Annotated in this window: 17 protein-coding genes; 10 read left to right on the forward strand and 7 right to left on the reverse strand. The window is 74.9% G+C overall.

Annotation, left to right across the window (positions count from 1 at the left end; genetic code table 11):
* Positions 1 to 40: 40 nt before the first annotated feature.
* On the forward strand, positions 41 to 1012 hold the full coding sequence (locus JOF54_RS04805) for an aldo/keto reductase (RefSeq protein WP_210053483.1): 972 nt from the start codon (positions 41 to 43) through the stop codon (positions 1010 to 1012).
* A gap of 277 nt (positions 1013 to 1289) precedes the next feature.
* Here the strand turns inward: JOF54_RS04805 and JOF54_RS04810 are convergent, their stop codons facing one another.
* Positions 1290 to 4589, reverse strand: coding sequence for a DEAD/DEAH box helicase (locus JOF54_RS04810; RefSeq protein WP_307803838.1), 3300 nt, complete (start codon positions 4587 to 4589; stop codon positions 1290 to 1292).
* A 167-nt stretch (positions 4590 to 4756) separates the two neighbouring features.
* Here JOF54_RS04810 and JOF54_RS04815 point away from each other — a divergent pair, with 167 nt between their 5' ends.
* The 3 genes from JOF54_RS04815 (at position 4757) to JOF54_RS04825 (ending at position 7474) form a co-directional block, all read left to right on the forward strand.
* The gene (locus tag JOF54_RS04815) at positions 4757 to 5245 is read left to right on the forward strand and encodes a BatC protein (protein WP_210053484.1); all 489 of its coding nucleotides are present in this window, start codon (positions 4757 to 4759) and stop codon (positions 5243 to 5245) included.
* A gap of 115 nt (positions 5246 to 5360) precedes the next feature.
* Complete coding sequence (locus JOF54_RS04820; protein ID WP_210053486.1) at positions 5361 to 6548, forward strand: cupin domain-containing protein; 1188 nt, start codon at positions 5361 to 5363, stop codon at positions 6546 to 6548.
* The gene (locus JOF54_RS04825; protein WP_210053488.1) at positions 6545 to 7474 is read left to right on the forward strand and encodes a ferredoxin family protein; all 930 of its coding nucleotides are present in this window, start codon (positions 6545 to 6547) and stop codon (positions 7472 to 7474) included. The genes JOF54_RS04820 and JOF54_RS04825 overlap by 4 nt, the downstream gene beginning before the upstream one ends.
* Positions 7475 to 7511: 37 nt before the next feature.
* Here the strand turns inward: JOF54_RS04825 and JOF54_RS04830 are convergent, their stop codons facing one another.
* Complete coding sequence (locus JOF54_RS04830) at positions 7512 to 8807, reverse strand: DUF1479 domain-containing protein (RefSeq protein ID WP_210053490.1); 1296 nt, start codon at positions 8805 to 8807, stop codon at positions 7512 to 7514.
* Between the two features lie 151 nt (positions 8808 to 8958).
* Between JOF54_RS04830 and JOF54_RS04835 the strand changes: the two genes are divergently transcribed.
* Positions 8959 to 10203, forward strand: coding sequence for an ROK family transcriptional regulator (locus JOF54_RS04835; protein ID WP_210053492.1), 1245 nt, complete (start codon positions 8959 to 8961; stop codon positions 10201 to 10203).
* A 263-nt stretch (positions 10204 to 10466) separates the two neighbouring features.
* Here the strand turns inward: JOF54_RS04835 and JOF54_RS04840 are convergent, their stop codons facing one another.
* Positions 10467 to 11663, reverse strand: coding sequence for a PQQ-dependent sugar dehydrogenase (locus JOF54_RS04840; RefSeq protein ID WP_210053494.1), 1197 nt, complete (start codon positions 11661 to 11663; stop codon positions 10467 to 10469).
* 166 nt (positions 11664 to 11829) lie between these two features.
* Between JOF54_RS04840 and JOF54_RS04845 the strand changes: the two genes are divergently transcribed.
* The gene (locus JOF54_RS04845) at positions 11830 to 12810 is read left to right on the forward strand and encodes a peptidoglycan-binding domain-containing protein (protein WP_210053496.1); all 981 of its coding nucleotides are present in this window, start codon (positions 11830 to 11832) and stop codon (positions 12808 to 12810) included.
* 51 nt (positions 12811 to 12861) lie between these two features.
* On the opposite strand, the gene JOF54_RS04850 is transcribed toward JOF54_RS04845, so the two are convergent.
* Entirely contained in the window at positions 12862 to 14577 is a 1716-nt protein-coding gene (locus tag JOF54_RS04850; protein ID WP_245357970.1) for a purine-cytosine permease family protein, read from the reverse strand.
* 225 nt (positions 14578 to 14802) lie between these two features.
* On the opposite strand from JOF54_RS04850, the gene JOF54_RS04855 reads away from it, so the two are divergent.
* From JOF54_RS04855 to JOF54_RS04865, 3 genes are all read left to right on the forward strand, one after another.
* Positions 14803 to 16104, forward strand: coding sequence for a GAF domain-containing protein (locus JOF54_RS04855; protein WP_210053498.1), 1302 nt, complete (start codon positions 14803 to 14805; stop codon positions 16102 to 16104).
* A 352-nt stretch (positions 16105 to 16456) separates the two neighbouring features.
* The gene (gene adh, locus JOF54_RS04860) at positions 16457 to 17980 is read left to right on the forward strand and encodes an aldehyde dehydrogenase (protein ID WP_210053499.1); all 1524 of its coding nucleotides are present in this window, start codon (positions 16457 to 16459) and stop codon (positions 17978 to 17980) included.
* Positions 17980 to 18420 carry a DUF779 domain-containing protein gene (locus tag JOF54_RS04865; protein ID WP_210053501.1) on the forward strand — a complete coding sequence of 147 codons (441 nt, stop codon included), beginning with the start codon at positions 17980 to 17982 and terminating at the stop codon, positions 18418 to 18420. Before adh ends, JOF54_RS04865 begins: the two co-directional genes overlap by 1 nt.
* Before the next feature lie 82 nt (positions 18421 to 18502).
* Here the strand turns inward: JOF54_RS04865 and JOF54_RS04870 are convergent, their stop codons facing one another.
* A complete protein-coding gene (locus tag JOF54_RS04870; protein WP_210053503.1) occupies positions 18503 to 18886 on the reverse strand; it encodes a hypothetical protein in 384 nt (127 codons plus the stop codon).
* 81 nt (positions 18887 to 18967) lie between these two features.
* On the opposite strand from JOF54_RS04870, the gene JOF54_RS04875 reads away from it, so the two are divergent.
* The gene (locus tag JOF54_RS04875; RefSeq protein ID WP_210053506.1) at positions 18968 to 19408 is read left to right on the forward strand and encodes an SRPBCC family protein; all 441 of its coding nucleotides are present in this window, start codon (positions 18968 to 18970) and stop codon (positions 19406 to 19408) included.
* Positions 19409 to 19509: 101 nt separating this feature from the next.
* Here JOF54_RS04875 and JOF54_RS04880 read toward each other — a convergent pair whose 3' ends face one another.
* A complete protein-coding gene (locus JOF54_RS04880; RefSeq protein ID WP_307803840.1) occupies positions 19510 to 21090 on the reverse strand; it encodes a phytoene desaturase family protein in 1581 nt (526 codons plus the stop codon).
* Positions 21091 to 21101: 11 nt separating this feature from the next.
* Positions 21102 to 22052, reverse strand: coding sequence for an SDR family NAD(P)-dependent oxidoreductase (locus JOF54_RS04885; protein WP_210053509.1), 951 nt, complete (start codon positions 22050 to 22052; stop codon positions 21102 to 21104).
* Positions 22053 to 22123: the final 71 nt, after the last annotated feature.

Raw genomic sequence — 22123 nt, forward strand, 5'->3', positions numbered from 1 at the left:
CCCTCCTCACGCTGCGCAACAAAGATGTCAGTGTGGGGGCATGGAGTACACCCACCTCGGCCGCACCGGCCTCAGCGTCTCGCGCCTCTGCCTCGGCACCATGAACTTCGGTCCCCAGACCGACGAGGACGTCGCGCACGGCATCATGGACACCGCCCACACCCAGGGCGTCAACTTCTTCGACACCGCGAACGGCTACGGCGGCGAGGGCCACCGCGGCTGGACCGAGGAGATCATCGGCCGCTGGTTCGCCCAGGGCGGCGGGCGGCGCGAGAAGACCGTGCTCGCCACCAAGGTCTACGGCGACATGGGCACCTGGCCCAACGAGGGCAAGCTGTCCGCCCTCAACATCCGCCGCGCCCTCGACGCCAGCCTCAAGCGGCTGCAGACCGACTACGTCGACGTCTACCAGTTCCACCACATCGACCGGAACACCCCCTGGGACGAGATCTGGCAGGCGGTCGACGTCGCGATCGCCCAGGGCAAGATCCTCTACGCCGGCAGCAGCAACTTCGCCGGCTGGCACATCGCCCAGGCCCAGGCGGCCGCGGCGGAGCGCCACAGCGTCGGCCTGGTCAGCGAGCAGTCGCTCTACAACCTGCTGGTCCGCGACATCGAGCTCGAGGTGATCCCCGCCGCGGAGCACTACGGCCTGGGCATCATCCCCTGGTCCCCGCTGCAGGGCGGCCTGCTGGGCGGCGTGGTGAAGAAGACCGAGGAGGGCAAGCGCCGGCTCGAGGGCCGCTCCGCGCAGAGCCTCGAGGAGCACCGCGACCAGCTCACGGCGTACGAGGACTTCGCCGAGCAGCTGGGCCACCAGCCGGGCGACCTCGCGCTGGCCTGGCTGCTGCACCAGCGTGCGGTGACGGCGCCGATCATCGGCCCGCGCACCCCCGAGCAGTTCGACGGCGCCCTGCGCGCGGTCGACATCCGCCTGGACGAGGCGGCGCTCAGCCGGCTGGACGAGATCTTCCCTGGGCACAAGACCGCCCCCGAGGACTACGCCTGGTAGTCGGCCGACCCGGCCCGGAGACACCTGTGCCTCCCGCCCCCGTCCCGGGGGTGGGAGGCACACGTGCTCCCGAGCTCTGTGCCGCGGCGCCGGGCGGCGTCCGTGTTCCCTCCCCCAGGGGCGAACTCCGGACGCGCGCCCGAGCGGCGACGGGTCGCCGGGGGACGGACCCCGTCGGCGACTAAATCGATTTTAGGTCCTCGGCAGGCGTCGTTGTCGAGTCCTGTGTCCTGTTCCGGACATAGCCGATAGTGGACATCGGGTGGACGCCGGGGGCTCAGCCGGTGACGAGGGCGCGGATGTCGTCGGCCGTCAGCCGGCTGCTGGCGAGGGCGTCCTCCCCCAGCACCGAGCTGAACAGCTCGCCCTTGCGGGCCTTCAGCTCCATCACCTTCTGCTCGATCGTGTCCTGGGCGACCATCCGGTAGACCATCACCGTCTTGTCCTGGCCGATCCGGTGCGTGCGGTCGACGGCCTGCGCCTCCGCCGCCGGGTTCCACCAGGGGTCCAGCAGGAAGCAGTAGTCGGCCTCGGTGAGGTTGAGCCCGAAACCACCGGCCTTGAGGCTGATGAGGAACACGGGCGCCGACCCGTCGCGGAAGCTCTGCACCACCGCGTCCCGGTCCCGGGTGCGCCCGTCGAGGTAGGCGTGGGGCAGCCCGGCCGCGTCCAGCCGCTCGCGCACCCGGGCGAGGAAGCTGGTGAACTGGCTGAAGACCAGCGCCCGGTGGCCCTCGGCGACCAGCTGCTCGAGGTCGGACACCAGCAGCTCGGTCTTGGCCGAGGGGACGTTCGCGTGCTCGGGGTCGACCAGGGCGGCGTCGAGGCTCAGCTGGCGCAGCCGGGTGAGCGAGCCCAGGATCGTGAAGCGGTTGGCCTCCACGTCCTCGAGCAGGCCCAGCACCTTCTGCCGCTCCCGCTGCAGGTGGGTCTGGTAGATCCGCAGGTGCTTCGGCTGCAGGACGACCTCGACGACCTGCTCCTGCTTGGGCGGCAGCTCGGGCGCCACGCTCTCCTTGGTGCGGCGAAGCACCAGCGGTCGGATCCGGCGCCGCAGCTGGGCCAGCTTGTCCTGGTCCCCCGCCCGCTCGATCGGCCGCCGGTAGTAGGAGCTGAACCGGTCGGGATCGGGGAACAGCCCCGGGGCGCTCAGCGACAGCAGCGACCACAGGTCCATCAGGTCGTTCTCCAGCGGCGTCCCGGTGACGGCGACGGTGAAGGGGACGGCCACCCGGCGGGCGCTCAGGTAGGTCTTGGACCGGTGGTTCTTGACGAACTGGGCCTCGTCGAGAATCAGCCCGGCCCAGTCCTGGGCCGCCCACACCTCCTCGTCGATCCGCAGCAGCGCGTAGGAGGTGACGACGACGTCGGCGCCGGCCACCAGGGCGGCGAGCGAGCGCTCCGCCCCGCCGCGCCCCCGCGTCCGCTTGGCCTCGGACTCCCCGACCACCACCACCCGCAGGTCGGGGGTGAAGGTCGCGGCCTCGCGGGCCCAGTTCGTCACCACGCTGGTGGGGGCCACGACGAGGAACGGCGGGCCCGGCGCCCGCTCGCGAGCGTGCGCCACCAGGGCGAGCACCTGCAGCGTCTTCCCCAGCCCCATGTCGTCGGCGAGCACGCCGCCCAGGCCCGAGGCCTCCAGGTGCGCGAGCCAGCGGTAGCCCTCCCGCTGGTAGGGCCGCAGCTCGGCGCGCAGGCCCGCCGGGTCCTCGACCGCCGGCACCTCGCTGGTCCCGGCCAGGCCGCGGACGGCGGCGGTCCAGCGGGTCGAGGCGTCGAGCACCGAGCCGAGCCCGACGAGGTCCTGCCACAGGCTCGCCTGCTCCCGGCTGATCGCCAGCCCCGGCTCGTCGTCGGGCGCGTCCTCCACGAGGGCCTTCGACTCCTCGATGAGCTCGCGCAGCCGCTGCAGCTCGGGGCGGTCGAGGGCGAAGTAGACCCCGGTCTCCAGGACCAGGTACTCGTCCCCGCGGGTGAGCGCGGCGAAGAGCTGCTCGAACGGCACCGCCTCGCCCTCGATGCTCACCTCGATGTGCAGGTCGAACCAGTCGGTGCTGCCGTCGCGCTCCCGGGCGGAGACGGCGACGGCGGGCTCGGCGTCGCTGCGCCGGTAGGCGACCACCTCCCCCACCAGCTCGACGGCGACGCCGGCCTGCTCCAGGGCGGGCAGCACCCGGTCGACGAAGACCAGCGCGGCCGCCTCGGGCAGCTCGACGTGCGGGGCCGGCCGGGGCGGGGCGGCGTGCGGCGCGGCGAGCACCGGCAGCTCGTCGTAGGGCAGCGGCAGCGCCTCGACCAGCGCGGCCTCGGCGGCCGGGTCCCGCAGCCCGGGCCGGCCGGCGGGCTCGTCCAGGGCGTGCTCCCGGACGCCCTCGCCGGTGCCGTAGCGCACCGACCAGTCCAGCCGGACGCGGTGCCCGGAGCCGAAGCCGACCCGCAGGGCCAGCACCGGCAGGACGCGCTCGGGCAGGGCCACGGAGGCGTCGGCCGAGCCGAGGCCCACCTTGTGCCGCAGCTGCGGCGCGAACTCCCCGAGGAACCGCTCCTCGTCCCGGGCCGGCACCAGCAGCGGCTTCGCGTCCACGACCAGCTGCCGGAGCTCGCGGCTGAGCAGCTGCTCCAGGCGGGAGACCACGAGGCGCTCGGCGCCCTCGGCGTCGGCCGAGACGGCGAAGATCCCGTGCGCGGGCTCGCCCAGCACGCCGACCGACGGCAGGTCCAGGCGGCGGCCGCCGAGCACCACCCGCGGACCCACGAGCAGGCCCGCGGCCCCGGCCCGGCGCACGTCGAGGGTGACGCTGGCGCGCTCGGTCGTGCGGACCGGTCCGGTGAGCGGCTTGGCCATCAGCAGGTCCAGCCCCGCGGCGGCCGCCTGGTCCAGCAGCGCCCAGAAGGCGCTGGTGACGGTGCCGAGCGACAGCCAGGGCGTCCGCGGCAGGGCGTAGCGCGCCCCGGCGCCGGCTGCGGCCCGGAACTGCAGCAGCAGCTCGCGGTGCTCGGCCCGGTAGGAGCGCGCGACGAAGTCGAGGTCCTCCCAGGAGATGCCGCTCCTGACCCAGCCGCCGCTGCGGCCCTGCCGGACCGGGCGCATCCGCAGGTCCTGGCGGCCGGCGTACCCGCGGTAGGCGGGGATCCGCTCGACCTCGAACTCCAGCGCGAGCGGGGCGGCGGTCTCCAGAGGCTCGGGGTCGGGCGCGGCCAGCAGCCGTTCGAGGGCCACCTCCCACTCGGGGCGGTCGACCTGGTGCCGCAGGGCGGTGCTGGTCCGGGCGACCACGAGCACGGCCGCGGCGTGCTTGCAGTCCAGCACCACCGGGCAGGTGCACTGGCCGCGGTAGACCGTCGTCGCCCCCGAGCGGGACGGGTTGAGGTGGACCGTCACCTCGTAGTCGTCGCGGTAGCTGCCGCGGACCCGCCCGGACACGGTCATCGCGTCCTCGTCCAGCCGGACGTCGTGCACCCGGCCGGAGCGGGCGTAGACCAGAGCGCGGGCGAACGCGTCGCTGCCGACCATCGCGGTGATCGCCTCGTTGCCCAGCAGCGCGTCCCAGGCGGGCACGTCACTCGGGTCAGGCACGACCGCGAGCGTAGTCGGCACCTCCGACAGCCCGCCCGCGCGCGGAATCCGCAGCACCCCCCGGCGTGGTGCGTGCGGGGCCGGGTGCCACAGTGGTGCCGGTGCGCCCGGCAACGGTGCGCCAGACCCCACCCGCACCCCGGCGGGGGGAACGAGACGGAGGATCGATGAGCGAATCGACGCAGGGTCCGAGCCTGGGCGCGGCGGACCTCGAGGGACCGGCCGACGGCGGCGCTGACGGCATCACGGGCATCCAGGACGGCGGGGCCGACGGCGGCGCCGACAGCGGCTCGGAGGGTCCCGCCGACGGCGGCGCCGAGGGCACCCCGGGCGTGCAGGACGGCGGGGCCGACGGCGGCGCCGAGGGTCCGGCCGACGGCGGCGCGGACGGCACCCCCGGTGTCTCCGACGGCGGTGCTGACGGCGGTGCTGACGGCGGGGCCGAGGGTCCGGCCGACGGCGGCGCGGACGGCACCCCCGGTGTCTCCGACGGCGGCGCGGACGGCGGCGCCGAGGGCCCCGCTGACGGTGGCGCGGACGGCACCCCCGGTGTCTCCGACGGCGGCGCGGACGGCGGCGCCGAGGGCCCGGCCGACGGCGGCGCCGACGGCACCCCCGGTGTCTCCGACGGCGGCGCCGACGGCGGCGCGCACTGAGCGCTGGTCAGCCTTGAACCCCACCACCCCCTCAGCCGAGGACCCCACCACCGGTGCGGTCGCGGCCGGGTCGGGTGGAGCAGGCAGCACGCCCGGCGTCCGCGCCGGGCGTGCTGTGCTCCCCCGCCTCGTCGCCGTCGACCCCGAGACCTTCGCCCGCGAGCACTGGGGCCGCAGCGCCCTGCTGTCCCCCGCCGGCGACCTGCCCCAGGACTTCAGCGACCTGCTGAGCTCCGACGCCGTCGACGAGCTCGTCTCCGAGCGCGGGCTGCGGACCCCCTTCCTGCGGGTCGCCAAGAACGGCTCCACGCTGGCCGACAAGACCTTCACCGCCCCGGGCGGCGTCGGCGCCGGCATCGCCGACCAGGTCAGCGACGACAAGCTCGTCAGCCTCTTCGCCGACGGCTCGACGATGGTCCTCCAGGCGCTGCACCGCGTCTGGCCGCCGATCATCGCGCTGTGCCAGCAGCTGGCCGCCGAGCTGGGTCACCCGGTGCAGGCCAACGCCTACGTCACCCCGCCCCAGAACCAGGGCTTCAGCAACCACTACGACGTGCACGACGTGTTCGTGCTGCAGATCGAGGGCGAGAAGCGCTGGCAGATCCACGCGCCCGTCCTGGAGTCGCCGCTGCGCGACCAGCCCTGGAGCGACCGCAAGGCCGCCGTCGCCGCCCGGGCGGCCGAGGAGCCGCTCCTCGAGGCGGTCCTCAAGCCGGGTGACTGCCTGTACCTGCCGCGGGGCTACCTGCACGCGGCGACCGCCCTGGGCGGGGTCAGCACCCACCTGACCATCGGCGTGCACAGCTGGACCCGCTACGCCCTCGCCGAGCAGCTGCTGCAGCAGGCGCTGCGGACCGTGGCCGCGGACCCCGTCGTGCGCGGGTCGCTGGCCCTCGGCGTCGACCTGGGACGGCCGGAGGACCTCGCCGGCGACGTCGACGTCGTCCGGGACGCCCTCGTCGCCGCTCTCGGCGCCGCCGACCGCGGGCGGCTGTCGGAGGTGCTCGACGCCGGCGCCCGCGGCACGCAGCGCGCCGCACCCGTCGGCCCGCTCCGCCAGCTGCGGACCGCGCAGGAGCTGGAGCCCGGCACGGTGCTGGCGCTGCGGGGCCACCTGGCCGCCCGGCTGGTGCCTCGCGGCGCCGGAGCGGTGCTGCGGAGCCGGGCCGCCGACCTGCCGCTGGTCGAGGCCGAGCTGGCCGCCGTCGGTCAGCTGCTGGAGGCCGGCAGCGCCACCACCGCCGCGCTCGGGGAGGACCTGGCCCGACGGCTGGTGCTCGCCGGGCTGGTCGTCGCCGGGTGAGCCTGGCCCCCGCTCCGGGCCGGGCCGGCGGCCCGCCGCGCTGCGCCGACGCCGCCGAGCTGCGCGGCGACGCGGGCGTCGGCACCGCCCCGCCCGCCGCCCGATGGCTGCTGCTGGAGCACCCCGGGCCGTGGGCGGTCGACGCCGTCCCCGGCTCGGGGGTGGACCCGGCGGTCCTGGTCCCCCTGGGCGCCGCCGCCGCCCGGAGCGCGACGCGCATCCTGCTGGTCCGCCGGCCCGGCCGCCGACCGGCACCGGAGCGTCGCACCTGGCTGCTGAGCGGACCCGGCCTGGGCACCGTCGAGGGCCGCTGGCGCACCGACGCCGACCTGGTCGACGCCGTCGCCGCGCTGGGGGCGCCCGACCCCGACCCGGTGCTCACCGGGCCGTCGGCCCCCGTCCTGCTGGTCTGCGCCCACGGGGTGCACGACACCTGCTGCGCCGTCCGCGGCCGACCGGTGGCGGCCGCCCTGGACCGGGCCCACCCCGGGCTGGTCTGGGAGTGCAGCCACGTCGGCGGCGACCGCTTCGCCCCGAACGTCGTCGTGCTGCCCGACGGCTTCTACTACGGCGGGCTGGCCCCGACGACCGCCGTCGCCACCGTGGCCGCGCACCTGGCCGGCCGGGTGGAGACCGCGCACCTGCGCGGCATGTCGCGCTACCCGCCCGTGCAGCAGGCCGCCGTCGTCGCGGCGCACGAGGCCTACGGGCCGCTCGCGGCCGGGGCGGTCGTGGTCACGGACGCCCGCAGCGTGCCGGCCACCGGGACCGCCGGTGCCCGCACGATCGTCGAGATGCGGGTCGCCGGCCTCCCGGACGCGGTCCGGGCCGAGGTGGTCGCGGAGCGCCGCCCGCCGACCCGGCTCACCTGCCGGGCGGCCCGCGACGGCGTCGCGACCGAGTACCGGGTGGAGCGGCTCGGCTGATCCGCACCACCCGTCCCGCCCCACCCGCCGTCGTCGCTCAGACCGGCGCGGGCTCCAGCCCCAGGCCGCGGCGGCCGATCGCGTTGAGGTCCTCGACGCCGAACCGGTCGGGCCAGCCGGCCTCGTAGTCCTCGACGGGGAAGTCACCCGGGCTCCGGCCCTCGAGGAACGCCTCCCGGACACCGGCGACGTAGGTCTCGTTCTTGGTGCACCGCGGCGCGGCCGGGATGTACATGACGTTGCCCCAGCCCTTCTGGTCGGTCACCGGGGCGACCGCGTGGATCATGTCGCAGTGCCACCAGACCGAGTCGCCGGGGGCGACGTCGGGGATCCCGGCCAGGCCCTCCAGCAGCAGCGGGTGCCACCTCTCGTCGACCGGGAAGGTCCGGTTGGGCTGGACGCCGCACATGTCGTCCTCGGGGACGTCGTCCAGCAGCGGGCGGAGCATGAGGTAGGCCATCGCGCCCGGGATCGGCACCGTGTGCAGCACGCCCTGGTCGTGGTCCATCTCGCTGAGGGCCGTCCAGCCCTGGAAGGTGCGGAAGGCCGAGCACATCGTCGAGCCCGGGTACTGCACGGCGTCGGTCCGGTAGGCGGCGTCCCAGGGGTCGTAGGCCGCGACGTCGCCGGAGAAGAGGTGGCGGAAGTGGCGCTGGTAGCCCTCCGACATCCACAGGTCGAGGGTGCCGGGGTCCAGGTGCGTGCCCAGCCCGCCCGAGTCGGTGCCCGGCGGGCGTCGGCGGATCCGGTCGGGGTACATGGTGTCGACGTCGGGGTCGAACCAGACCCGGCCCTCGGACTCGTGCGTCCAGCGCGCGTTGAGGAAGGACTGGACGGTGGCCATCCGCGGCGACTGGCGCGCCTCCATCTGCGAGCGCGACCAGTAGATCGGGTAGATCTCGGGCTTGGACATCGCCAGGGTGCCGAAGAAGTCGTCGGCCGGGCCGGTGTAGTGCTCGAAGAACTGGTTGCCGTCGACGTAGTCGACCGCCGCGCGGTCCCAGGCCTCGGCCTGCTCGCGCGGGAAGTGACCGCGGACCACGACGCACCCGCGCCGCGCCAGCTGCGCGAGCTGGGCCTCGCTGACGGTGCCCGCCTCGATGTCGGCGTAGGCGATCTCGGGCCACACCTGCTCGCCCCGGGCCCGGGTGGCCACGATGTCGGCGACCTCGGCGCGGACGCCCTCCTCCACCTCGGCGAAGACGTCGGCGACGCTGCGCCCCGACGCCTCGATGCGGGCGCGCAGCGCGCGCTTGATCTCCCGCGTCGCCGCGGGGATGTCGTCGGGGATCGTCTCCCAGTGCGGCAGGCCGGTCGGGGTGTCGGTGCTCATCGTCGAACCTCCAGGTGCGGGTGGTTTGGTAAAGACTCCTTATCGGAGTCGTGGTGCCACCGTACCGCCGGGCCACGTCCTTCCGCAAGGAGTCCTCACCACTAGAGTCGGGGCGACGAGCAGCAGCACGGACGCGAGGGGTGGAACGGGCATGGCGGGCGAGCAGGGACGGCAGCTGCCCCGGCTGGCGCTGCTCCGCGAGCTGACCGACCAGCACGTGCTGGGCCGGCTGCTGGACGGCTCGGCCCTCACCCGCGCCGAGATCGCGGCCCGCACCGGGATCTCGAAGCCGACGATCTCCGAGAGCGTCCGACGGCTGGTCGAGGGCGGGCTGCTGGAGGAGGCCGGGCAGCAGACCGGCCGGCGCGGACCCAGCGGCACCTACGTCCGGGTGCGACGGGCCGCGGCGTCGGCCCTGGCGGTGTCGGTGGGGCCGGACGGGGTCCGCGTCGAGCGCTACGACGTCACCGGCGAGCCGGTGGGCCACGTGGAGCGCGCGGTCCAGGTGCCGACCGACGCCGAGCAGCTCGCCCCGGTGCTCACCAGTGCCGTCCGCGACGCCCTGGCCGGGCCGGGCGGACCCGTCGGCAGCATCGCCGTCAGCGTGGCCGGGCCGGTCGACCAGGCCACCGGGCGACTGGTCGCCCTGCCCGACTCCCCCTTCGTCCTCGGCGAGCTCGCACCCGTGGAGCTGCTCGCCCCCCTCGTCGACGTCACGCCGCAGGTGGACAACGACGTCAACTGGGCCGCGCTGGCCGAGCACCACGAGGGCGCGGCCCGCGACCTCGAGGAGTTCTTCTTCGTCTACCTGGGGCCGGGCATCGGCGCGGCCTCGGTGGGCGGGGGCGTCGTCCGGCACGGGGCGGGCGGGCTGGCCGGCGAGCTGGCCCACGTGCTGACGACCGGTCCCGACGGCCGGAGCACGCGGCTGCTGGCCGGGCTCGCCGCGGAGGGCCTGCTCGTCCCCGGCTCCTCGGCGCTGGACGTCGACCGCATCCTGGCCGCGCTGGCCGGCGCACCGGACGACGACGGGCTCGCCACCCGGCTGGCGCGCGCCGTCGCCGGCGCCCTCGCCTCGGTGACCGCCCTGCTGAACCCGCGGGCCGTCGTCCTCGGGGGGCCCTGGGGGCTGGCGCCGGGCTTCGACGCCGCCGTCCGGGTTGAGCTGGACGCGCTGGCCGTGGTGCCGACGGAGCTGCGCAGGTCGGCCCTGGGTGACGCGGCGCCGCTGGCCGGCGCCCGGGTCGCGGCCGTCCGCCGGCTGCAGGAGGGGCTCCGCGCGCCGTCGGCGGAGACCGGGGAGCAGAAGAGCGGGCCGTCCGACGTCTCCGCCGCACGACCCGCCCTCCCGACTGGCACGGTGTCCGATCCCCCGATTGTCCTCACGTCCCAGTGATCCAACGCTCGTAGCGTAGGACGGTCGCCGGGAGGGCGACAGAGGCATGATCGGCGATGTCCTCTATAGGACATGTCCTAAACCTGACACGGTCGGCGGCTGCGGCTCGGGGGCCGGATCGGTACGGTCGTCGTGAGCGTCGAGGAGATGAACCCCCGAGCATCTTCTCGACGCTCCCCCACACGTCCACGGCTCCGGCCGACCGGGGCGCCCCGTCCGTGCGGCGCCCGCCCCGCACCGATGCCCGGCTCCGCCGCCGCTCCTCAGGTGAGCCGGAAGCGCAGGATCCTGTCGTCGTCACGGCCCGGCTCCACCCGGCCGTCGGTGTTGCTGGTGGTCACCCAGAGCGTCCGGTCCGGCGCGAGCGCCACCGTCCGCAGCCGCCCGTGGTCCCCGGCGAACCACGCCTCCGGCTTCCCGGCGCCGGTCCCGTCCAGCGGCACCGCGAACAGGCAGCGGCCCTGCAGGGCACCCACGAACGCCGTCGAGCCCGCCACCGCCAGGCCCGCCGGCGAGCAGGCGCTGGTCGGCGACCAGGTGGCGGCCGGCGAGGTGAGGCCCCGGACGTCGGAGCGGCCCTCGACCCGGGGCCAGCCGTAGTTGCGCCCGGGCCGGATCACGTTGAGCTCGTCGGCCTCCTTGTCCCCGAACTCCGTCGCCCACAGCCGCCCGGCGTCGTCGAGGGCCAGGCCCTCGACGTTGCGGTGGCCGTAGGACCACGTGCGGTCGCCGAAGGGGTTGCCGGCCGCCGCCCGGCCGTCGGGCCGCAGCCGGAGGATCTTCCCGGACAGCGCCGACCGGTCCTGGCCGAGCCCCGGCCGCTCGGCGTCGCCGGTGGACACCAGCAGCCGGCCGGCGCGGTCGAACAGCAGCCGCCCGCCGTGGTGGTGGGTGCTGGTGGGGATGCCGGCCAGCACGACGCGCGGCCGTCCGACCCGGCCGCCGGCCAGGCTCATCCGCACCACCCGGTCGTCGTCGGCGGTGGTGATGTAGGCGAACAGGGTGTCCTCGTCGCCGGGGGCCAGGGCCAGCCCCAGCAGGCCGCCCTCGCCGATCCCGCGCGGCGGGACGACGCCGCGCACCTCCCCGAGGGTCCGGGTGCGGCCCCCCGGGCTGACCCGGAGGAGCTTCGCCGTCCCGCGCTCCCCCACCAGGGCGTCGCCGGAGGCCAGGAAGGCGAGCCCCCAGGGGACGTCGAGGCCCTCCGCCACGACGTCGGCCAGCTCCGGGGTGGGGTGGGTGGGGACCGCGGGCTCGGGGCTCGGGCGGGGCGTCGGCCGGCGGGGCGAGGTCGGGGCCGCCGAGTGGGACGGCGACCCGGGACTCGACGACGCACCCGACGCCGGGCCGCCCGAGGCCGGGACCGGGGCCGCGCCGGGGGCTGCGGGGGCGCTGCAGCCCGCCACCGCCCCCAGGGCCGCGGCGGTCGAGCCGAGCAGGAGCGCGCGCCGGGTCACCACGACCCCATCGTGCCGGGCCCGGGCAAGGGCGCGGCGGCTGGGCGGCGGGGACCGAGGTCTGGGACCTCCGGCCCTGGTGGGGCGTCGGGACCACTGCCTACGGTGGTGACCTCGGGGTTGATCCGCGGCCGGAACGGGCCGCTCGTCCCCTCTTGGAGACCCCGCGATGACCTCCCTGCTCCGCCGGCCCGCCCGCGCGGCCGCCGCCGTCCTCACCGCCCTGGCCCTGGCCGCCGGCGTCGCCGGCACCACGCCCGCCCTGGCCGCCACCCCGCGACCCGTGGTGCCCGCGTCGGTACCGGTCGCCGCCGAGGCGCTCCCCGGGTACGTGCCGGCGAACTCGTGCGACCCGACGGCCAAGCCCGGCACCGTCGCCCTCGGGAAGCTGCTCACGGCGACCTACCCGGGGACCAGCTACGGGATCAGCCGGACCTGCGGCGTCGACGCGCTGCCGACCAGCGAGCACTACGACGGCCGCGCGGTGGACTGGATGAACTCGGTCCGGGACAAGAAGCAGGCCGCGCAGGCGAAGGCGGTGATCAGCTGGCTCACCGCGACCGACGCCTCGGGCACCACCTTCGCGAACGCGCGCCGGTTCGGCGTCATGTACGTCATCTGGGACGGCAAGATCTGGGGCGCCTACTCCGCCGAGCGCGGCTGGCGGCCCTACTCGAGCTGCGCCGACCACCCGGAGAAGAGCTGGGACAGCACCTGCCACCGCGACCACGTCCACCTGTCGCTGTCCTGGGCCGGCGCCATGGGCCGGACCTCGGGGTGGACCGGCCAGGTCGCCGCACCCGACTACGGCCCCTGCCGGGCGAAGGACCTGAACTGGGCCCTGCCCTACGCCGGGCCGCGCAGCACGCCGTGCCCGAAGTACCCCCGGGTCACCCCGCCGAAGGGCGCCTCGGCCACGCTGAAGGCCCTGACCACGTACTCGGGCATGCGCGTCCGCCCCGGGGCCCGCGGCCCCGTCGTCAAGGCCGTGCAGAAGGCGCTCGGCGTCACCACCACGGGCACCTACGGCAGCGCCACCAAGACGGCGGTGAAGAAGTTCCAGACCGCGCACGACCTCGGGGCCAGCGGCAACGTCAACACCGCCACCTGGCGGGCCCTGCTGAAGGCGCACGCGCCGAAGGCCTCCTGAGCACGGCGGGGCGTCCCGGGTCCGCCGACCCGGGACGCCCGGCGCCGTCGGCTACCGCACCGCGGGCTGGGCGGGGAGCACGTGGTCGGCGACCTTGTCGGTGCTCAGGCACAGCGAGCACACCGCCGCGTCGTGGGTCTGGCAGGCGGCCATGTCGGGCCGCTCGTAGTCCTGCCGGCAGACGTGGCAGGTGAGCAGGACGTCGGACGGGTTGCCGTGCTCGTCGAGCACCGGCAGGTCCAGCCCGTCGTCGGAGCGGAGCGGGTCGGCCGGGTCGGCCCGGCGCAGGTAGTAGCGCCCCCGGGTCGCCAGCGCGAGCACCGGCGGCAGGACGAGCGCCAGGCCGATGGCGACCAGCGGCGAGTACGGCTGCACGCCCTCCCCCAGGCCGCCGAAGAACACGAGGATGGAGACACCGGCCGCCACCAGCATCGAGCCGAAGCCCACGGGGTTGACGTCGTAGAGCATCCCGCGGCGGAACTCCGGCTGCAGCGGGCTGAGCTTCAGCAGGTACTTGTTGAAGGTGATGTCGGAGGCGACGGTGACGATCCAGGCCATCCCGCAGTTGGCGTAGAACCCGAGGATGGTGTTGAGGAAGCCGAACATGTTCGCCTCCATCAGCACCAGCGCGATGAGCAGGTTGAAGCCGAGGAAGACCAGCCGGCCCGGGTAGCGCTTGGTGATCCGGGTGAAGGAGTTGGTCCAGGCCAGCGAGCCCGAGTAGGCGTTGGTGACGTTGATCTTGACCTGGCTGATGACCACCAGGACGACGGCGAGGCCGAGCGCGACCGGCGCCGGCATGATGTCGCGGTAGATCTCCAGGAACTGGTGCACCGGCTGGTTGGCCACGGCCGCGCCGTCGGCCACGTTGGCGATGATGTAGACGGCGAGGAACAGCCCGATGACCTGCTTGACCGCGCCGAAGATCACCCAGCCCGGGCCGGCCAGGATCATCGCCCGCCACCAGCGGCGGGAGTTCTCCGGGGTGCGGGCGGGCATGAACCGCAGGTAGTCGATCTGCTCGGCGATCTGGGCGATCAGGGACAGGCAGACGCCGGCGGCCAGCATCACCGAGCCGAGGTTCGGCTCCCCCTGGCCGTTCTCGCCCTGGTAGGCGAAGAACGAGGTGACCGACTCCGGGTGCGCGACGACGAGGTAGACGAACGGCACCACCATGAGCACCAGCCACAGCGGCGTCGTCCACAGCTGCAGCTTGGTGAGCACCTTCATGCCGTAGACCACCAGCGGGAAGATGATGACGGTGGAGACGGCGTACCCCGCCCACAGCGGCACGCCGAGACCGAGCTCCAGGCCCTGGGCCATGATCGAGCCCTCGAGGGCGAAGAAGATGAAGGTGAACGTCGCGAAGATGACGTTGCTGACCACGGAGCCGTAGTAGCCGAACCCGCTGCCCCGGGTGATGAGGTCCAGGTCGAGGTTGTAGCGCGCGGCGTAGTAGGCCACCGGGAACCCCGTCAGGAAGATGACGACGGCGAAGACCGCGATCCCCCACAGGGCGTTGGTGGTGCCGTAGGAGATGCCGATGTTCGCGCCGATGGCGAAGTCGGCCAGGTAGGCGATCCCGCCGAGGGCCGAGATGGCGACGACCCCGGTCGACCAGCGCCGGTAGTGCCGGGGGGCGAAGCGGAGGGTGTAGTCCTCCAGCGTCTCGCGGGTGGCAGCGCTCGCGTCGAGCGGTGGCGCGACGGCGGCGGCGACCGGCGGGGCCGTCGTCACCTCGCTCTCCGGCTTGATGTCTGAGGTCATGGGGGCTCCTGGGACGAGGGGGGACACCGGTCGGGCGGGGCCAGGAGCAGACGGGCTCGGCTGGCCGCCGCTGGCCGGGTCTCAGGTCGTCCTCAGCATGCTGACCAGGCGTTACGCACCGGTTCCGACGCGGTTAAGAGCACGACCCGACCGACGGCGGCCGGGGCGCGGGCCGGTGCGCCCGATCGGGTCCGCCGGGGGGCGGGCGCGGCTACAGTGGCCGCCATGGAGCCCTCCAGCGGCCTGGCACTGCCGCCGGGCTCGGATCCGCGGTGGCTGTCGCGCTACCTGCGGACGGCGCACGACGACTTCCTGAGCACGGGGCACGTCGACCGCGGGCTGCGGCCCCTGGTGGTGGAGTCCTGGCGGCGCAGCGTCGGGCACGGGGTCGACCCCGAGCTGCCCGCCCCGCCCATCCGGCTGGTCGACGACGGCCTGGCCGACCTCCGGGCCGGCCACCCGCTGGCCGCGGCGATGCCCGTCATCCGCCGGCTGCTGCTGGAGTCCGCCTCCGACGCCGGGCTGCTCGTCGCCGTCAGCGACGCGGCCGGCCAGCTGCTCTGGGTCGAGGGCGCGCGCGCCGTGCTGAGCAAGGCCGAGCGCGTGCACTTCATGCCCGGCGCGGACTGGAGCGAGACCGCCGCGGGCACCAACGCCCCCGGCACCGCCCTGGCCCTCGGGGCGCCGGTGCAGATCCTCGGCGCCGAGCACCTCACCCGCTCGGCCGCGGAGTGGAGCTGCTCGGCCGCGCCGATCCACGAGCCGGACACCGGCGCCATCCTCGGCGTCCTCGACCTCACCGGCGGACCCGAGGTGGTGACGCCGCAGACGCTGACGCTGGTCCGCGCCACGGTGGCCGCCGTCGAGGCCGAGCTGGCGCTGGAGCGGCTGGCGCCCCGGCGTCCACGGCGGGTGCTGGAGCCGGGCTGGAGCCCGCCCGAGCGCCAGCCCGCCGCCCTGCGGGTGCTCGGCCAGCGCGGCGCCCGGCTGGTGCACGACGACACGGCGACGACGCTGAGCCTGCGGCACAGCGAGATCCTGCTGCTGCTGGCGGAGAGCCCCGGCGGGCTGAGCGCGGCGGAGCTGGCGGTGGCGCTGAGCGAGGAGGAGCTCTCGCTGGTCACCGTCCGGGCCGAGCTGTCCCGGCTGCGCACCCTGCTGGGCCCGCTGCGGCTGGCCTCGCGCCCCTACCGGCTGGACGGCGCGCTCACCTCCGACGTCACCGCTGTCCGCGAGCACCTGGCCGCCGGCCGCGTCCGCCAGGCCGTGGCCGACTACCCCGGCCCCCTGCTGCCCGCCTCCGGCGCCCCGGCCGTGGCCGAGCTCCGCGACCAGCTGCACATGCTGCTCCGCTCGGCCCTGCTGGCCCAGGGCGACCCGGACGCCCTCCTCTCCTTCGCCGACACCGCCCACGGCCGCTCCGACTACGCCATCTGGTCCGCCGCCCTGGCCGCCCTCCCGCCCCGCTCCCCCCGCTACGCCCAGGTCGCTGCCCACGTCGCCCACCTGGACGAGACGCTGGGTTAGCCCCGACTGTGCCCGGAACCCGCCGCGGCCCACCCGCGACGACCCTCACCGCACAGTCACCCGAGCAGGAGCCCCGCCCCCGCCGTTCTGCGCGCCGCCCGATGGAGGAGGAGCCGGGGTCGACACGTTCTTCGTCGGCCCCGGCGACGACGACACGGGCGGATCAGAGCGCAGAGCGCGTCCGAGCGGAGCGAGGACAGACAACACAGCCCCGCCCCCGCCTCTCACAACGTTGCTGCAACCCCGCCGGGCCTAGGGTCGCCGCAGGCGCACACCGCTCCGCCCACCGACGGACCACCGCGTGCGCCCTCGTCTCCACCGCCACCCCGTTGGCCCGACAAGGAAGTCACCGATGACGATCTACGCACAGCCCGGAACCGACGGCAGCGTCGTCTCCTACAAGGCGCGCTACGAGAACTGGATCGGCGGGGAGTGGGTGCCCCCGGTCAAGGGCCAGTACTTCGAGAACCCCTCGCCGGTGACCGGCAAGACCTTCTGCGAGGTCGCCCGCGGGACCGCCGAGGACATCGAGCTGGCGCTGGACGCCGCGCACGCCGCCGCCCCTGCCTGGGGGAAGACGTCGGTCGCCGAGCGCGCGGTGGTCCTCAACAAGATCGCCGACCGGATGGAGCAGAACCTGGAGATGCTCGCCGTCGGCGAGACCTGGGACAACGGCAAGCCCGTCCGCGAGACGCTGGCCGCCGACCTGCCGCTGGCCGTGGACCACTTCCGCTACTTCGCCGGCGCCATCCGGGCCCAGGAGGGCAACCTCTCCCAGCTGGACGAGGACACCGTCGCCTACCACTTCCACGAGCCGCTGGGCGTGGTCGGGCAGATCATCCCGTGGAACTTCCCCATCCTCATGGCGACGTGGAAGCTGGCCCCGGCCCTGGCCGCCGGCAACGCCGTCGTCCTCAAGCCCGCCGAGCAGACGCCGGCGTCGATCATGCTCTGGATGGAGCTGATCGCCGACCTGCTGCCCCCGGGCGTGCTGAACGTCGTCAACGGCTTCGGCACCGAGGCGGGCAAGCCGCTGGCGTCGTCCAAGCGCATCCGCAAGATCGCCTTCACCGGCGAGACCACGACCGGCCGGCTGATCATGCAGTACGCCAGCCAGAACCTCATCCCGGTGACGCTGGAGCTGGGCGGCAAGAGCCCGAACGTCTTCTTCGAGGACGTGGCCCGCAGCGAGGACGCCTTCTACGACAAGGCGCTCGAGGGCTTCGCGATGTTCGCGCTGAACCAGGGCGAGGTCTGCACCTGCCCCAGCCGGGCGCTGATCCAGAACTCGATCCTCGACCAGTTCCTGCCGGCCGCGACCGACCGGGTCAAGGCGATGGTCCAGGGCAACCCGCTGGACACCGACACCATGGTGGGCGCGCAGGCCAGCAACGACCAGCTCGAGAAGATCCTGTCCTACATCCAGATCGGCTCGGAGGAGGGCGCCCGGATCATCACCGGCGGCGAGCGCGTCGACCTCGGCGGCGACCTGTCCGGCGGCTACTACATGGCGCCGACGATCTTCCAGGGCCACAACAAGATGCGGGTGTTCCAGGAGGAGATCTTCGGCCCCGTCGTCTCCGTCACCGGGTTCGACGACTACGCCGACGCGATCGACATCGCCAACGACACCCTCTACGGGCTGGGCGCCGGCGTGTGGTCGCGCGACACCAACACCGCCTACCGGGCGGGCCGCGACATCCAGGCCGGCCGGGTGTGGACCAACTGCTACCACCACTACCCCGCCCACGCGGCGTTCGGCGGCTACAAGTCCTCGGGCATCGGGCGCGAGAACCACCTGATGATGCTGGACCACTACCAGCAGACGAAGAACATGCTCGTCTCCTACAACCCGAACAAGCAGGGCTTCTTCTGATGGCCGAGCAGCAGCCAGCGGACCGGGCGGCGCGGGTCGCCGTCACCCCGGCAGCGGCGGAGATGATCCGCAGCCTCGCCGAGGAGAACGGCCCGCTGATGTTCCACCAGTCCGGTGGCTGCTGCGACGGGTCGTCGCCGATGTGCTTCCCGCAGGGGGACTTCATCACCGGCGACTCCGACCAGTTCCTCGGCGAGCTCGACGCCGGGACCCCCGAGCCGGTGCCCGTGTGGATGAGCAAGGAGCAGTTCGCCTACTGGCGGCACACGCACCTGACCATCGACCTGGTGCCCGGCCGCGGGGCGGGCTTCTCGCTCGAGGGCCCGACCGGCTTCCGCTTCCTCATCCGGTCGCGGTTGCTGAGCGAGGAGGAGATGGCCGACCTGGACGTCCAGGACGGCGCCGCCGTGGGAGCGCAGCTCCCCCGGCCCGCACGCTGACCGACCCCTCCCCCAGGGCCTGTCGGTGCTGGTGGTCGCGCACGTCGACCGCCAGCACCGACGGGATCTCCACCCCGGCGGGTCACCGGTCGTGCCGCAGCGCCGCGCCGACGTCGACGACCGCCATCGCGAGGTAGAGCCCGCAGAGCCGGCGTGTGCGCCGCTCCTCCCCCGCCGTCCGGGCGCCGGCACCCGCGTGCAGCCAGGCCAGGCAGAGGGGCAGGTCGACGGCGTCCTGGCCGACGAACGCCCAGAGCCGGCGTGACGTCGGGCGGTGCAGGAAGACCACGGCGACGACCAGCTCGCGCACCCCCACCAGCCGCAGCAGCGACCGCACGGACGGCCGGTCCGGCAGCCCCGCCCAGCGGGCGACGGCACCCGGGGCCACCAGCGGCACCACCCCCAGCAGGACGCTCGGCCAGCCCAGGAGGGCCGCTGTGCCCGCGGGCAGCGAACGGGCGGTCATCGCGCCTGTGTAGCAGACGGCTCCGGGCGGGTGCGGACCGGTCGGCCGGACGGCGTCCGGGCCCCGGTGCGAGACTGGCGCATGGCCACCACCACCCTCAGCGCGTCCTGCTCGCCCGAGGCCGTCTTCGCCGTCCTGGGCGACGGCTGGCTCTACCCCAGCTGGGTCGTCGGCGCCTCACGCATCCGCGACGTCGAGCCCGCGTGGCCCGCCGAGGGCGCCCGGATCCACCACTCGTTCGGCGTCTGGCCGGCGCTCATCGACGACACGACCTCCGTCCTGGAGTACGACCCGCCCCGGCGGATGGTGCTGAAGGCCCGCGGCTGGCCCATGGGCTCGGCCCGCGTCGTGCTCGAGGTCACGCCCACCCCGAGCGGCTGCCACCTCAGCATCGACGAGGACGCCATCGAGGGCCCCGGCCGTCTGGTGCCCTCCCCCGTGCGCCAGCCGCTGATCCACGTCCGCAACATCGAGACCCTGCGCCGGCTGCGCTACCTCGCCGAGGGCCGCGCCGCCGGCTGAGCGCCCGCCGCACCCTGAGCCTGGGACTCCGCGCCGTGAGCCTGTCGACGGGCCTTCGACGAGCTCAGGCAGCGGAGGTCGCGACCGGCTCCCGGCCACGCTCAGAGGCGGCCGAGCCGCGCGGCGGCGACGACCGCGCGGGCCGCGTTGGCGCCCGGGGCGCCGTGCACACCGCCGCCGGGGTGGGCCGAGGCCGAGCCGAGGAAGAGCCCCCGGACCGGGGTGTCGGCCCGGCCGAGGCCGGCGATGGGCCGGAAGATCACCTGCTGGTGGAAGTTCGCCGTGCCGCCGCCCAGCGCCCCGCGGACGAGGTTCTCGTCGCGGGCCTGCAGCTCGTGCGGCCCCATCACCCGCCGGGCCACGACCCGGGACGCGAAGTCGGGCGCGTACTTCTCGATCCGCGCCTGCATCCGGTCGGCCATCCGCTCGCACTCGTCGCGGTCCCAGCGCCCGGTGATCCCGTCGGGGCCGGCGTCGCGGTGCGTCACCTGCGGCACGTGGGTGTAGGCCCACAGCGCCTCGGTGCCGGCGGGCGAGCGCGTCGGGTCCGACGTCGTCATCTGCCCGACCAGCAGGAACGGCTCGGACGGCACGCTGTGGCTGGTGATCTGGGTCTGGGTGCGGCTCAGCTGGTCCATCGAGTCGATGACGTGCACCGTCCCCGGGGCGGCGGGCGGCGGGCTGGCCCAGGGCACCGGGCCGGACAGCGCCCAGTCGACCTTGATGGTGCCGGGGTCGTGCTCGTAGCGCTCCATCCCGCGGCGGACCCGGGCGGGCAGCTCGGACCAGTCGACGAGGTCGCCGTAGAGGGCGGTGGCCGCGACGTCGGCGACGACGGCCCGGGCGCCGATCCGCTCGCCGTCGGCGGTGACGACGCCCTGGACCTGGCGGTGCTCGACCAGCACGCGAGCAGCGCGGGTGCTGGTGCGGATCCGGCCGCCCTTGGCCACCAACCGGTCGGCCATGGCCCGGGTGAGCCGGCCGGAGCCGCCCTCGGGCACCGGGAAGCCGACGGTCTGCCCGCTCATGGCCAGCAGCAGGCCGAGCAGGCCCGAGCCGGAGGCGTCCATGGGGATGTCGGCGTGCAGCGCGTTGCCGGCGATCAGCAGCTGACCCGCCTCCGCGGCGAAGCGCTTGCCGCCCATCGTCGACGCCGGCTCCAGCAGCGTGCGGACGTAGTCGAGGCCGCCGACGCGGGGCAGCCGGGCGAGCGTGGCCAGCCCGCCCCTGACCGGCGGGAACGGCGTGAGCAGCGCCTGCACCAGCGAGGGTCCGATGGTCTCCCAGTCCTCGACCAGCTTCCGCCAGGCCTCGCCGTCACCGGGGTGGTGCTGCTCGAGCCCGGCGACGGTCTTCTCCAGGTCGCGGTGCAGCATCGCCCAGGAGCCGTCGGGCAGCGGGTTGCCGAGCACGGCGGGCGCGTGCACCCAGCGCAGGCCGTGGTCCTCCAGGTGCAGGCTCGGGATGACGGGCGAGGCCGCCGACAGCGGGTAGAAGGCGCTGAAGGCGTCGTGCACGTAGCCGTCGGCGACGTCGGTGTCGCTGCGCACGGCGCCGCCCACCTCGGGCTGGGTCTCGAGCACGAGCACGTCCCAGCCGGCGTCCACCAGCAGGTTGGCGGCCACCAGGCCGTTGGGCCCGGCCCCGATGACGACGGCGTCCCTGGTCCCCGATCGCGCCACAGCCGTCCTCCTCATGCTCGCGGCCGCCGGCGGCGGCCCAGCCGGGCCCGCAGCCCGGCTGCGATCGACGCTACGGGACTGCCCTGGCCGCCGTGCAGCCTGTTCCCCTCCGGCACCGACGCCAGCACGTTGCCCGGCACGTCGACGGCCGCCCGGCGGACGTCAGTGGCGCCGACGACGAACAGCGGGGTGACGATCCGGTCGAACACCGCGGGCGCCAGCGTGAAGCCCGCCATCGTCAGCCAGTTCGCGGGCCCCACCTGGATCCGCGGGCGGGGGTGGTCGAGCAGCCGCAGCGCCGCCCGGGCCACCCGCTCGGGGCTGACGACGGGGGGCGGCGGACGGCCGACCCAGCCCAGGTAGTTGGCCGCCTGCAGGTAGATGGGGGTGTCGACCCCGCCCGGGGACAGGTGGCAGACGTGCACGCCGTCGCGGTCGACGTTCTCGACCTGCAGCAGCCGTGCCAGCCCCCGCACGCCCCACTTGCTGACGGCGTAGGCGGACATGTACGGCGGCGCCAGGTACCCGATCAGGGAGCCGATGAGCACCAGCGTGCCGGCGTTGCGCTCGCGCATCTGCGGCAGCACGGCCCGGGCGATGTTCACCGAGCCCAGCAGGTTCGTCGCCACCACGCGGTCGAAGATCTCGACGGGCACCTCCTCGAGCCGGCCATAGGCGACCAGCCCGGCGGAGTGCACGACGGCGTCGACGGGCCCGAGCTGGGCGGCGACCTCCGCGAACGCCGCCCGGACGGCGGCGTCGTCGGCGACGTCGGTGGGCAGGGCGAGGGCCGACGCCGCGCCGGCCGTCCGGCACTGCTGCGCGGCGTCCTCCAACGCCTCGGCGCCGCGGGCCAGCAGGACGACGTGGTCCCCCCGCTCCGCGGCGGCCAGGGCGCTCGCCAGCCCGATGCCGCTCGAAGCGCCGGTCACCACCACCACACGTGCGTCCTGCTCGCCCACGGGCGCTCCCTCCTCAGCGGCGGGGTGTCCCCCCGCCTCGTCGTCCCCTCGCTGTTCCCCGCCCCGGGCCT

It is taken from the genome of Microlunatus capsulatus (assembly GCF_017876495.1).
GTDB classification, from domain to species: domain Bacteria; phylum Actinomycetota; class Actinomycetes; order Propionibacteriales; family Propionibacteriaceae; genus Microlunatus; species Microlunatus capsulatus.